Origin of the sequence: Beduini sp. (assembly GCF_047239305.1) — a bacterium.
Classification (GTDB): Bacteria; Bacillota_I; Bacilli_A; order Erysipelotrichales; family Coprobacillaceae; genus Beduini.
This window is the reverse complement of record NZ_JBKTEM010000018.1, coordinates 1-13162: the sequence shown is the minus strand read 5'-3', so window position 1 is coordinate 13162 and position 13162 is coordinate 1. Positions and strand designations below refer to the sequence as shown.

At 28.4% G+C, this 13162-nt stretch carries 11 protein-coding genes and 1 pseudogene; 11 read left to right on the top strand and 1 reads right to left on the bottom strand.

Translation table 11 applies throughout. The annotated features are described in order from the left end of the window. Positions 1 to 17: 17 nt before the first annotated feature. A complete protein-coding gene (locus ACLRVU_RS14555; protein WP_238135318.1) occupies positions 18 to 1277 on the bottom strand; it encodes a hypothetical protein in 1260 nt (419 codons plus the stop codon). 89 nt (positions 1278 to 1366) lie between these two features. Between ACLRVU_RS14555 and ACLRVU_RS14550 the strand changes: the two genes are divergently transcribed. The 11 genes and pseudogenes from ACLRVU_RS14550 (at position 1367) to ACLRVU_RS14500 (ending at position 13059) form a co-directional block, all read left to right on the top strand. Next, the gene (locus ACLRVU_RS14550; protein ID WP_238135222.1) at positions 1367 to 4147 is read left to right on the top strand and encodes a sigma 54-interacting transcriptional regulator; all 2781 of its coding nucleotides are present in this window, start codon (positions 1367 to 1369) and stop codon (positions 4145 to 4147) included. A 471-nt stretch (positions 4148 to 4618) separates the two neighbouring features. Next, positions 4619 to 5914: a branched-chain amino acid transport system II carrier protein gene (brnQ, locus tag ACLRVU_RS14545; protein ID WP_238135221.1), complete on the top strand. Its 1296-nt coding sequence runs from the start codon at positions 4619 to 4621 to the stop codon at positions 5912 to 5914. A gap of 60 nt (positions 5915 to 5974) precedes the next feature. Further along, the gene (locus ACLRVU_RS14540) at positions 5975 to 6961 is read left to right on the top strand and encodes an acyltransferase (RefSeq protein WP_238135220.1); all 987 of its coding nucleotides are present in this window, start codon (positions 5975 to 5977) and stop codon (positions 6959 to 6961) included. Positions 6962 to 7101: 140 nt separating this feature from the next. Then, positions 7102 to 7959, top strand: coding sequence for a hypothetical protein (locus tag ACLRVU_RS14535; protein WP_238135219.1), 858 nt, complete (start codon positions 7102 to 7104; stop codon positions 7957 to 7959). Beyond that, positions 7959 to 8630, top strand: coding sequence for a hypothetical protein (locus tag ACLRVU_RS14530; RefSeq protein ID WP_238135218.1), 672 nt, complete (start codon positions 7959 to 7961; stop codon positions 8628 to 8630). Before ACLRVU_RS14535 ends, ACLRVU_RS14530 begins: the two co-directional genes overlap by 1 nt. Then, positions 8627 to 9277 carry an ABC transporter ATP-binding protein gene (locus ACLRVU_RS14525; RefSeq protein WP_238135217.1) on the top strand — a complete coding sequence of 217 codons (651 nt, stop codon included), beginning with the start codon at positions 8627 to 8629 and terminating at the stop codon, positions 9275 to 9277. Before ACLRVU_RS14530 ends, ACLRVU_RS14525 begins: the two co-directional genes overlap by 4 nt. Continuing rightward, positions 9274 to 10065, top strand: a complete 792-nt coding sequence (locus ACLRVU_RS14520) for a hypothetical protein (protein ID WP_238135216.1) — start codon at positions 9274 to 9276, stop codon at positions 10063 to 10065. The genes ACLRVU_RS14525 and ACLRVU_RS14520 overlap by 4 nt, the downstream gene beginning before the upstream one ends. A gap of 94 nt (positions 10066 to 10159) precedes the next feature. Further along, positions 10160 to 10903 (top strand): LytR/AlgR family response regulator transcription factor, encoded by a 744-nt coding sequence (locus ACLRVU_RS14515; RefSeq protein WP_238135215.1) that lies wholly within the window; start codon positions 10160 to 10162, stop codon positions 10901 to 10903. Positions 10904 to 10905: 2 nt separating this feature from the next. After that, on the top strand, positions 10906 to 11643 hold the full coding sequence (locus ACLRVU_RS14510; RefSeq protein ID WP_238135214.1) for a GHKL domain-containing protein: 738 nt from the start codon (positions 10906 to 10908) through the stop codon (positions 11641 to 11643). A gap of 91 nt (positions 11644 to 11734) precedes the next feature. Next, positions 11735 to 12346, top strand: a pseudogene (gene fic / locus ACLRVU_RS14505) (protein adenylyltransferase Fic). 119 nt (positions 12347 to 12465) lie between these two features. Beyond that, positions 12466 to 13059, top strand: coding sequence for a helix-turn-helix domain-containing protein (locus ACLRVU_RS14500; RefSeq protein ID WP_238135213.1), 594 nt, complete (start codon positions 12466 to 12468; stop codon positions 13057 to 13059). Positions 13060 to 13162 lie beyond the last annotated feature (103 nt).

The following is a 13162-nucleotide window of genomic DNA, read 5'->3' as shown; positions in this document are numbered from 1 at the left end:
GTTTTCAAAGTGCTCATCTATTGACTATAGTCTTTTCTTCTTTTATATGAATTCTCGATTCCCATGATTTTGCGATACTTATTAATGGTTCTTCTAGAAATATTGATATTTTGTTTTTTTAATAACATACCTATCTCATAATCACTGTATGGAAAAGAAGGGTTTTCTTTCGCTACAATTAGTTGAATGGCTTTTTGAATAGGATCTGTTAAATCTTTCGTTTTTTTTCCCATCAATAAACTATTTAACGGAAATATTTGTTGATTAATTTCAAAGTACTTATTATTGATTGTGCGACTAATTGTGGAACTGTGCATACCTAATTTAATGGATAGTTCTGCGATTGTACATCTTTTAAGAGATTTCCCATAAATAAGGTAATCTTTTTGTATGTTTACTAACTCATTACATATTAATAATAATGTTGCATTACGCTTATTGATGTCTGCAATTAAAATAGACGCATCTTTGAAGTATTGTTTTAATACTGGATCATTATGAATATCTTTGTAATAGTCTTTGGTATAACTAATTGAACCATAATCATTTTGCTTAATCAAAATATCTGCATTATCTATTTCAATTGTGATATCTGGATACACATAATTAAAAGTTTTAGATTGATAGGAAGATGCGGGGTAAGGATTCATGTCTTTAATTATCAAGAGAGTTTCCATGACTTCTTCAACTGTTGTGTTACATTCAAGAGCGATAGTATTAAATTGTTTATGAATAATTTCATTTTGATAATTTGAAAATAAGTGATATGCAAATATTTGATTATCTTGTAGCAACTGGAGTTTTATAGATTCAATGCTATTTGCACACGCGATTCCAGTTGGTTCAAATGATTGTATAATTTTTAGATTATTCAGAAATTCTGGAGTTTCTACTTTTAAGAATGAGCAATATTCATCGATTGAATATAATAAAAAACCATGTTCATCTAGAGAATTAATAATAAATGTACAAATCTTTTTAGAATATGTTCCACGATAAGTTTCTAGTTGAAATAACAAATCATCTTGAAGAGTTTTTTCTTGTTGCATATAGTCAAAAACAGTTAATTGATTGTCCTTATATACCTTATGTGGAAGATATTCGATAAATGGATTATGATTTATAACTTTTCTGAAATGAGAAAACAGCTGTTCGTTAGACATGCTAAGAACTTTTAAAGAGCGTACATATGACGGATTAAAAGTCGCGCTAGTAGTTACACTTGGTTTGATTATGGGTTCTTGTTTTTGAGAATTTGTTTTGGTAATATTTTCCATAGTCATGCCTTTCAATGATATATTATTTTAATAGTATTATAATTATTATATAGATAAAAATAAAGAATTACAAAAGGAGCTTAATAAAAATGGCAGATTTAAAACATCAAGTTGAAGAGACATTACGAGTAAAAAGTAAGATAATTCATTGGGGTACAATCGAAGAGTGTTCAGCTATTGGATTGGCAATAGAAATTGGACAGTCGCGTCAAAAAATTTCAAAAATTTTGGAACAGTTACATAATGCTGGTATACTTGTGAAAATAAATAACCAACCAAATATTTATCTTCATATGCAAGAGTTAATAAAGCATTATCGTATAGCAAATATGGATAATTCTTATGCTTCAGTTCAAGATTTCAAAAATTTTATTGAAAGAAAACATAATGTCTGCGAAAGTTTGATTGGCTATAATGGGAGCTTGAAATATAGTGTCGAGCAATGCAAAGCCGCAATAACATACCCTAATAATGGATTACCAGTATTATTGTATGGGGAATCTGGAACAGGAAAGAGTTTTTTAGCAAGTTTATTGTTTGAATATGGCAAGCAAAAAGGTCTGATTCCCATGGATGGTAAGTTTATTACAGTAAACTGTGCTGAATATTCAAATAATCCAGAACTGTTTTTGACAAACTTGTTTGGATATAAGAAAGGGGCTTATACAGGTGCAGACGAGGATAAAGAAGGATTATTGAGTATTGCGAATAATGGGATGATTTTTATGGATGAGATTCATAGTCTTAAACCAGAGTGTCAGGAGAAGATTTTCTTGTTCATGGATAAGGGGATTTATCATAAGGTTGGAGACAATGAGACTTGGTATTCTTCTAAAATTCGTTTGATATTTGCGACGACAGAGAATCCTAATAATGTATTGTTAAAGACTTTGCTGAGAAGGATTCCAATTGTAGTAACATTACCACCGTTAGATAAGCGTTTCTTAAAAGAAAAGAAGGAAATTATTTATAAAGTTTTATCTGAAGAAGAATATACAACAGCTAGAACAATAAAAATTAGTAGGCAAGCTTATCAAACGATATTAAATTATAAATATACAGGTAACATCGGCGAGTTGAAGAATGTAATTAAATTCATGATAGCGAATAGTTTGGTTTCTTCTCCACGAGGAGAAATAACTGTGAAGATGGCAAATTTACCAATTTATATTATTGAGAATCAATCTAAAATTATTAATAGTTTAAAAGATGATCGAATTATGTTGGGAATTGAAGAAATCAAGGACTATAGTACGACAGAAAATGAGTTATATGCAACCGATATTGAGTTTATTGAATTAACTAAAAAATGGATGAGCAAAAAGATTTCTTTGAATTCTCTAGTAACAAAATGTACAGAAAAAATGGGGAAGTATGTTGATTATTTGTATTTTGAGGAGTTGAATCCTGAACAGTATACGGAAAAAATGATTATCAATCTTATGACCAATATTACTAATATCATTAGTCATAAATATTTGCCAATTAACTTTTCTAATCATGAAATAAGAGTATTATCAAAGTTTATTATTGATAATAAACATTCCATGCAGTATGACGACTTAAACTTTGAAGAAGAAACCAAAATGATTGAAGTGTTACTAGAACACTTATCCAGTGTGCATAGTTATAAAATACAGATTGCGAATGAGTTGTTGATTTTATTAAGTGATAGTGAATTAATGAAAAAGAATTTGGTTGGAAAAATGAATTTGTTTTTCTTGCTATCTTATTTAAAGAAGGATGTAGAATCTAGTAGAATTCCGGGAATTATTATTTCTCATGGATATTCGATTGCTAGCGGAATAGCAGAAGTTGTGAATCAATTGGTTGGACAACACGTATTTGATGCTATTGATATGCCGATTAGCAGTGATGTTCAGCAGATTACTAATCGTTTAATTGAAAAAATTGAGAATACAAGAAGTTGTAATGAATTGATAGTATTGGTAGATATGGGATCTCTTGAACAAATTAATGATGGTCTTGGGAATAAGTTTAAAACAGATATAGGAATTATCAATAATGTGACAACTCGTATGGCTTTGGATGTGGCCAATCGTATTATGCAAAATGAAAATATAGAATCGATTTTAAAGAATGCTAGTGAAGCGAATTATAGTAAATATTCTTTTGTTAAGAATCGAATAAAACAAGATGTGATATTATCCATTTGTGAATCGGGTATAGGTATGGCGAATAAAATAGCTCAATTGATCGATAAAAGTTTACCTCATTCATTAAATGTACAATTATTAACCTACGACTTTAAGAATTTACAAGTTGAGGGTAATGAATTCTCGATGTTTGAGAAGTATAATGTGTTGTTTATTGTGGGAAATCAGGATCCAAAAATTGAAAAGATTCCATTTTTGTCTATTGAAGGTTTGATAGAAAAGCAAGATGAAAAAGTCATTTATGAATTATTCCAAGGTAAAATGAATTCAGAGCAAGTGTATTCATTTAAGAAGAGTATTATTAAAAATTTTTCGTTAGAAAACTTAATGAGTCATTTGAATATCATTGATCCTCGCAAGATTATTGTGAGTGTCGAGCATATCATTGATAAACTTCAAAAGGAGTTACAGACGGAATTTAGTAGCGGTGGTACATTAGGCTTGTATATTCATATTTGTTGTTTAATCGAAAGAATGGTTACAAATAAAAACTATTTGGATGATATTAAGTATGAATTTGATAAAGATAGGTATCCACAGTTTTCTTTAATTAAGGATATTTTATCTGAAATCGAGCAATTATATAAAGTAGAGTTACCAAATAAAGAGATTGTATATTTGATTGATTATATAAATGCGAATAGAAGATGCACATCAAATACTGTAAATTCTAACGATTTATTTGAAATGTAGTGAAAAATATTGAATGATGAAAATACATTTAATGTAGAAATTGAAGATGCTAAATATTCTATTTATGAGAAATAATTTCACTAAAATTACACTATTTTTTCACTATGTACAGATGGAGGATAGAAATAAATCTGCACGGAATTGTTTCTGTTTCCATGTATAGAATAAAAATCAGGTTGCAAAACCTTTTTGTATCGATTAGAATATCTGTATAAATTCATTTGAGAGGAACAAGTAATTTATTGTGAATTTTATAGAGAGATAATGGTTGGTGGAAATTATCATTGAAGCAATAAACGAAATCATCCTTTAGAAGCAAACTGAAGTAAGTAGGGGCGCCGGAGTTAAGCCACGTTAAAGGTGAAGCACATTGATAGATGTGAAGAGAGCCAGGAAACTGGGAATTAAGGTGGTAACACGGTGTAAATCGTCCTTTGCTGGGCGATTTTTTTGTTTATCAGGGGGGTTATTATGAAGTTAACAAAGAAACAAACAGTACTAGTAAGTTTTATGCTTTTCTCTTTATTCTTTGGGGCTGGAAATCTAATATTTCCACCGTTCTTAGGACAAAATGCAGGAAATTTAACCATGCAGGCACTTTTGATGTTTTGTATTACAGCGGTGGTTTTACCAGTATTAGGTGTTATTGTTGTTGCACAATTTGATGGATTAGAAAATTTAGCAAGTAAGGTTCATCCAAAATTTGCAGTCGTGTATTCAATTTTAATTTATTTATCCATTGGTCCAGGACTAGGGATTCCTCGTGCAGCTTCTCTTCCTTTTGAAATGGCAGTAGCACCATACTTGCCAGAAGGAAGTAATATTAAATTATTCTTATTAATATTCTCGTTTGTCTTTTTTGCGATTGCTTTTTGGTTGGCTTTATCACCAAATAAACTAGTAAATCGTATTGGAAAATATTTAACACCTACATTATTAGTATTAATTGTTGTGTTATTTATCGGATTTGTGTTTAAGGGTGAAAAAGTAGTCGTGGATGCACAAGAAGCCTATGCAACAAATCCATTTGTAAAAGGATTCTTAGAAGGATATATGACTATGGATACCATCGCAGCATTAAACTTTGGATTTGTAATTTCTACAACAATTATGGGATTAGGAATAAATGAAAAAGATAGCAAAATTAATATTATTTGTAAATGCGGAGTCATTGCAGGTATTATTTTAGCTTCTGTATATTTCATGTTATCGTACATGGGAATGTGTAGTTCGGGAGTATTTAGTATTCAAGAAAATGGAGCTTGGACATTACGCTGTATCGTACACCAAGTATTTGGTGAGATGGGTGCGATTTTATTAGCCGCGATCTTTACACTTGCTTGTCTTACAACTTGTGTTGGTTTAATTACTTCTTGTAGTCAATATTATTCTACACTTACTAAAAAAATTGACTATAAGAAATGGGTGGCTATTATTACTGTATTCTCATTTGCGATTTGTAATCAGGGATTAAATACATTATTAAGTTTATCGATTCCTTTATTAGACATGATTTATCCAATGTCTATTATGTTAATTGTAATGGGATTATCGAATAAAACATTTGAGGGAAATCCATATGTGTACCCACTTACTATCACAACAGTAGGAATTGTGAGTGTAATTTATGCTTTTGAGAATATAGGGTTTACAATTCCATTTATTACAGGATTGTGTCATTATTTACCTCTATATTCACTAGGATTAGGTTGGGTAGTTATAGCAATCGTTTCGATTGCAGGAGCGATGTTCGTAAAGAAACGTTAATTTTTGTGCATATATTTTCTTAAGGTGTTACAATAAAAACATTAAACAAGGGGAAATACTATGAAGAAAAGGGATATGCATCTAGAATTTATACGTGTATTGTCTTGTGCATTTGTAATCATTTTACACGTGAGTAACTTTTATCGAAGAAACTTGATCATTGATGTAATCAATACATCGTATATTGTTTCATTAGTAATTAATGTTATTACACGAATTAGTGTACCGCTATTCTTTATGATTAGTGGGGCGTTATTAATGAATCGCAAGATTACATTTTCATTAAAAAGAATTAAAATCGCACTCATTCCATTGTTAGGGTGGAGTGTTGTATATGGTTTATGGGAAATATTCTTTAAAGATACATCTGTACATGAAGTTGTGGATATTGTTTATGATCCAGTAACAAAACATCTTTGGTATATGTATGTTATGATAGGTATTTATATCGCTTTACCATACATGCAAACTTTATATCAAAATCTAGCAAAAGAAGCAAAACGTAACTTCTTATTAATGTGGTTTGCTATTCTTTTATTTACATATGTATCTTCTTTCTTCCATTTAGAATTGGCTTATGAAATTCCATTTATTGGAGGCTCTTCTTATTACTTTGGATATTTTATGTTAGGTGCATATTTATATGAATATAAATTAGATATCAATAAATACTTTACAGGTATTGGATGTGCCGTTTGCTTAACTTATTTATGTGTATGGGCCTTAATGAGCGATAATGTAGAAAAGGTTTTATATTATAAAAATTTCTTTATTGTTATAGCGTCTGCGTGTGCATTTCATCGTATTTTAATGATTCAAAAAGTGGATTTCAATTATACATGGATTGAAAAGATTTCTAAGTGTTCATTAGGGATTTATTATGGACATATTATTGTATTAGATTTATTTAAAGCATATGTTCCATTCTTATCCATGCATGCGATTATAGGCGTACCTATTATTTCATTCGCGGTATTTTTAATCACTTATGTTGCGGTAGATGTATATAATGAAATGAAAGAAAAAAGAATTGAAATAGCTAAATAATACGTTAGAAAACTAGCGTATTATTTTTTTGTCTTTTGAGTATTAAATATATCTTATAAGTATTGGCTATTGTGCCGTTTTTATTTTAATGATACTTATAAGATAAAGATAATGTATACATTTGAAGAAAGGAGAAGAGGATGAAAGAACTTAAATTTAATTTGAAATACTTATTAAATAGAAAGGAGTTGTATCTTGCGTTCATTATTGTAATGTGGATTCATCTTGTTTATCTATTTACACAGTTTCAACCAGGTTTAAATGGTATGTTGTATCCTTCCTTGGAAGAAAGAGCAATTCTACACACAATTTTTATGAATAATGGAAGCTTAATGTATATTTTGTTTTATTTAATAATACCATTAGCTTGTAATATGATTTTTGCGGATACTTCTTGGAAAGATTTATATGAGAACACTGGGAATACATTATATCCACGAATAGATATGAAAAGAAGTATTAAAATACGATGGATGCTTTCGTTAGTTGTAACCTTCATTATTGTATTTTTAGGTTTTATGTTGAGTTATATGGTTCTAATTAGTGTTTTTAAAGATGGATATGTAGCTATAGGTCATGGAAGTCCGGCTTTTAATATTGATATTTATCCAGCTTTACTTAAAGAATTAATGATTGAAAATCCGTTTTTATATACAACTTTGGAATATGCAAGAATCTCACTTATTATTAGTTTTTTATCAGGTTTTGGATATAGTATTTCTTTCTTTATAAAAAATAAAATTTTTGTATATTTTTCTGTTTTAGCATTACAAATAGGACATGATGTAATATTGCTTGGTGCTTACAATATATATATGAGTATTTTACATTCAGGAACACAAATCCCAGAACATATTATTCGTTTTGGAGAAGGAGCGTACGCGATGCAATTTAATACTTTATATTATTTAATGCCAGCTATTTATTGCTTGATTTTTACATTCTTATTAGCTCTTGTGCCACTTCTTTTAGCTCTAAGAAAGAAGGATTATATTTAATGAAAAAGATAACATGGAAAGAAATCGGTGTATTTATACTTTTTATTTGTATTATTTCATATTTGAAAAGTGGAACAGTATTATTTGTTAACTATTTCGAAAATAGCACTACTAAGTTTTTATATACAATATTGGCGTATTTAAAAGATGATCCAATCCTTAGATTAATATGGATTACACCCATATTATTTAGCGTTTTTTTGGCTTGCAAAAATAGTTATCTTTATATATTAAATTTTAGTGTTAGATATAAAAATCGAAAAACAGGGTATGTGAAATGCATGATTACACATTTATTGAATATATCTTTCTTTTCTATTGTTGCACTTATCATTCAAGCAGTATGGATAGGTGGTAGTGCTGAGAAACAACTTATATATGATGGAGAAACAATAAAAGTAATTTTGAAGTATATTATAGAAAATATAACATTTTCATTTACGATTTTGACATTATCTATTTATTTTAAAAATTTTATTTATGCATTTATAGCAAATGTAATTGCATTATTAATACTTATGAATATTTCACTTATAAATGTTATTCCTGTTGTATCTTTATTTGCAGGATATGAAATAAATCTAGTTTCAATCATGTCTATCATTATATGTATGATACTAATATTTAATTTTTATCTGAAGCTAGATTTCTTGGGAGGAAAAGATCGATGAAATTAGAAGTTATAAATTATACGAAAAAAATTAAAGATAGAGTTGTTTTAGATAAAATTAACGTTTCGTTTGAAAGTGGTAAAGTATATGGACTATATGGTAAAAATGGTTCAGGAAAAACAATGCTATTTAGGGCAATTGCAACACTGATTCTGCCAAATGAAGGAGATATAGTTGTAGATGGGAACTCAATTATCAATAATAAATTTGATTTAAGCCAAATTGGAGTATTAATTGAAAATGCAGGTTTTTATATGCATCATAGTGGATATGAAAATTTAGAAATGTTGTATACTATCAATCACAAAAAAGATAAAAATCACATAAATAATATTTTAAAAAAAGTTGGTTTATATGAAGAACGCAATAAGAAATTTAAAGAATATTCGTTAGGAATGAAGCAGCGATTAAATATTGCACAGGCTTTTATGGAAAATCAAAGGATTATAATTTTAGATGAACCAACCAATGGAATTGATGAAAAAGGGTTGGAAATCATCTACGATTTCATACACACAGAAAAAGCAAAAGGAAAACTTATTTTGATAGCATCACATGATAAAGAAGATTTATTAAAACTATGTGACGTAATTTATAAAATGGACGCAGGAAAAATAGAAAAAGTAGAAGGGGGCTTACATTTATGATGAAATCAAAAAAAAGAATTTCTTCTATTACGATTTTAAAAGTTATTTGTATGATTACTTTACTAATGTTTCCTATGATGTCCTTTTGGGGTAACTATATGGCCAAATCTCTACATTATGATGATATTATTGATAATTTTGAATTTGGGTACGTGTTAGCAGTAGAAAAAGATGTGGAGTATCCTTTTTTGTATCATTCTTCGTCTTGGGAATTTTCAAAAAAATTATATGAAACAGACGAACAAATAGAAACTCTCTCAGATTTAGAAAAAAATGCAGAAAATGTTGCACTTGTAACAATGAAAGATTATGAAGTTTCAGGAGAAGGACTGTTAGCCAAATTTGTTGTTGAGGAAGTGATTAAAAGTAAAATAATAAAAAAACAAGACACAATTCAGATATATGATATGGTTTATAGTATTGATAAACAAGAAGAGATGATTGAAGATGTTGAAAGAGTGCGCGTAAAAGTGAATTATGTTTCTGGTAATCTACCCCTGAAGAAAGACGAAAAATATTTAGTGTTTTTTGAAAAGGCAATAAATCCAGCAGATAAAAATACATATATGTATTCCTCTTTAAGATATGGCAATTTTAGAATTGTTGAAAATCCTATAATACAAGATAATTTTGATATTTGGGAAAATCAAGAAATTGCGGATAGCAAAGGATTAAAAGAAATAATTCAATATGATATGCTGTATTTTCCAAGTGAAGAAATAGATGCAAAAGAGCTAAAATTATATAAAGAAGCATACGAAAAATTTAAAGAGTATGTTACTAATTAAAGGCAGTGGTAGACACTGCTTTTATGATATATAAATTAATTAGGAATTGTTATATAAATAAGATATTATGTTTATGTAAGTTTGAGGTGGGAATATGATACGAGTTTTGATAATAGATGATGAAAAGCAAATTACAACTTTAATAAAAGATTGTTTGACTCACTGTTTTAAAGAGAAAGGTATACAAAGTACCATCTTCATGTGTAATCATCCTAGTGAGCTTCTTAACGATGACTTTAGCACTTGGGATCTAATTGTGTTAGATGTGGAAATGCCAGGAACAAATGGCATCGAATTAGCAAAAAAGATTCGAGATAAAAATAAAAACGTAATAATTGTATTTATCACGAATTATAACAAATATATTATTGACTCTTATAAAGTACATGCTTTTGATTATATTTCTAAGCCTATAAGTCAAAATAAAATAGATAATTTCATAAATGATCTAATGGTATATGGCTATTTTAAAGACAAAGAGGATCCAATTTATAGTTTCAAAACAACACTTGGGAATATAAATGTGGAGCAGTCAAAAATTTTGTATTTTGAGTATTTAGATAAAAGTAAGGAATATGGAAGTAGAGTTGTAAAAATGGTCACAAATCAAAGAGTTTATGTTATCAGAAATAAAATTAGTTCTATTTATACTTTGCTAGACTCAAATGTATTTGTAATACCTCATAAATCTTTTATTATTAATTTTGAAAACGTACAAATGTTCAAGAGTAAAGAAATTATAATGTCAAACGAAGAAAGAATACCTTTATCCCAAAAGAAAACACGAGAAATAAAGATATTATTTCATCGTTTTATAAATTCAAGTTTAGGAGGATAAAAATGGAATATTTAATGGTTGTATGGTTTTTGTTTTTCCCGTTTTTTGCTATGGGGATTTATTATTTTAGTTATAAACAAGAAGTGAATGAAGAAATACAGGAATTAAAATATAAGTATGAAATGAATCAGATGGAATCGAATTTACGCCTAGAATCCTATAAATTAAAACTTGAAACTATGGAAAAAGAGTATAAATATTATCATGATTTAAAAAAACATTTAGAAGTAATTCGTGGTTTATATACAAGTGGGAATGATAATCGCGCAAACATGTATGTAAATGAGTTATTAAAACAATCTCCAGAGAGTGAATATATTATTAGTAACGATTTGTTAAATATTATGTTTATGGATTTAAAGAAAAAATGTGATGAGAATAATATTAAATTAATTACTAAAATCAATAGAAGAATTACATTTGAAAAAATTAAAGATATTGATTTAGTCATTATCTTTTCAAATTTAATCCAAAATTCGTTAGAAGCGGTAAATCATAGTGTGAATAAAACGATATACCTAGAAATTAATCAAGTACATAATTTTATTGTTTCGACGATAAAAAATTCACATTCAAATGAATTGATATATGATAATGAAATATATCTGTCTACTAAAAGAGGACATAAAGGATATGGTGTTCATAATATAATAGAAACGATTGAAAAATATAATGGAAGCTATTTTATAGAAGAAAAAGACAATATGTTTCATTTTCAAATAATTTTACCTGTAGATTAAGTAGTTAAATAATAAGTAAAACAATTACTAAATCATATTTTTCGTATTTTTGAAATATAGTATTATATTTATAATGATGGAGGTCTATTTTATGACATTAGAAAATAAATTGAGAATTATAGATTCTTCTGAGCTTGCTCGTGAAGAAGAAAGAATGTCTAAAATAAATGCTGTTAAACTTTGGGATTCTGGTATGTTAGATAAATTGGAGACAAGTAAGTTTATTAGTCTTGCCTTTATACATAAAGAATTGTTTGGCGATATATATGATTTTGCTGGACAAATAAGAACAGTTAATATCGCAAAAAGTAATTTTAGATTTGCTCCAGTAATGTAACTTGAGGAAGCTATTCGTAATATCGAAAAGATGCCTCAATCAAATTTTGATGAAATCGTTGAAAAATATGTTGAAATGAATATTGCACATCCTTTTAGAGAAGGAAATGGTAGAAGTATGCGAATTTGGCTAGACGTGATTCTTAAAAAAGAATTAAATCTAGTTGTTGATTGGAGTAAGGTAGATAAAGAAGACTATTTGTTAGCAATGGAAAGAAGTGCGATAAAAGATGTTGAAATTAAGTATATTCTTAAAAATGCACTTATAGAACGCATCTATGACAGGGATGTATTTATGAAAGGGATAGACAATAGTTATCACTATGAAGGATATATCACATATAAAACGAAAGATTTAGTGTCTTAAAAAAGAGAATATTAGTAAAAGCATTAGGAGTGTTACGATACGTAACACTCTTTTCACGTTTCGTATATGGACGAAAAACAAATTTTCTGATTATAATGTACTCGAAAAGAGGGATATGTATGACATTAGGAGAAAAAATTAAAGATGCAAGAATTCAGAATGGATTATCGCAGGAAGAATTAGCGGTAAAGTTAAGCGTATCTAGATCTGCTATCGCAAAATGGGAAAGTGATAAAGGGATTCCAGATATTACAAATTTAAAAGCTATTGCTGAATTATTTCAGGTTAGTGTAGATTATTTAATTGATGATAATGCAAGTATTGATAAAGTAGTAATTCGTGAATCCATTGATTTAACAAAATATGGAAAAGGATTAAAGAAAGCGAAGAAAGATCGAGTTATGAGAGAAAAGTTTCCAACTGCAAAAATATACACACTATTAGGTAAAGAGAAACTAACAAAAACAGAGAAAACAGTAGACTTCGCATTAGGATTTTTTACAGACGCTCCTTTTGGAATTCCAGAATTTATTAATAGTATGAAACATTTGGATCATGAGTTTTACTTAGTAAAAGATAATGGTAAGAATTTTATTGTAGTAGTAAGTGAAGATTTTGTGGAAAGTAGAGAACTAGATGTAGATTGTGAGGGACAGAAATTCACCTTAGATAATTGGGTGTTTACAAATTGTGGAGAAATACATTATAAATAAGAGAGGACACCTTTGATATTTCGAAGGTGTTTTCTTATGTGTGTTTTATATTAACAAATAATTGTGAGGATTAATTATGAGAAAGTTTACAGGAAAATCATTA

Excerpts from the sequence above, each read along its gene's own strand:
- ACLRVU_RS14555 (WP_238135318.1), bottom strand. The coding sequence starts at position 1,277 with ATGGAAAATATTACCAAAACAAATTCTCAAAAACAAGAACCCATAATC.
- ACLRVU_RS14550 (WP_238135222.1), top strand. The coding sequence starts at position 1,367 with ATGGCAGATTTAAAACATCAAGTTGAAGAGACATTACGAGTAAAAAGT.
- brnQ (WP_238135221.1), top strand. The coding sequence starts at position 4,619 with ATGAAGTTAACAAAGAAACAAACAGTACTAGTAAGTTTTATGCTTTTC.
- ACLRVU_RS14540 (WP_238135220.1), top strand. The coding sequence starts at position 5,975 with ATGAAGAAAAGGGATATGCATCTAGAATTTATACGTGTATTGTCTTGT.
- ACLRVU_RS14535 (WP_238135219.1), top strand. The coding sequence starts at position 7,102 with ATGAAAGAACTTAAATTTAATTTGAAATACTTATTAAATAGAAAGGAG.
- ACLRVU_RS14530 (WP_238135218.1), top strand. The coding sequence starts at position 7,959 with ATGAAAAAGATAACATGGAAAGAAATCGGTGTATTTATACTTTTTATT.
- ACLRVU_RS14525 (WP_238135217.1), top strand. The coding sequence starts at position 8,627 with ATGAAATTAGAAGTTATAAATTATACGAAAAAAATTAAAGATAGAGTT.
- ACLRVU_RS14520 (WP_238135216.1), top strand. The coding sequence starts at position 9,274 with ATGATGAAATCAAAAAAAAGAATTTCTTCTATTACGATTTTAAAAGTT.
- ACLRVU_RS14515 (WP_238135215.1), top strand. The coding sequence starts at position 10,160 with ATGATACGAGTTTTGATAATAGATGATGAAAAGCAAATTACAACTTTA.
- ACLRVU_RS14510 (WP_238135214.1), top strand. The coding sequence starts at position 10,906 with ATGGAATATTTAATGGTTGTATGGTTTTTGTTTTTCCCGTTTTTTGCT.
- ACLRVU_RS14500 (WP_238135213.1), top strand. The coding sequence starts at position 12,466 with ATGACATTAGGAGAAAAAATTAAAGATGCAAGAATTCAGAATGGATTA.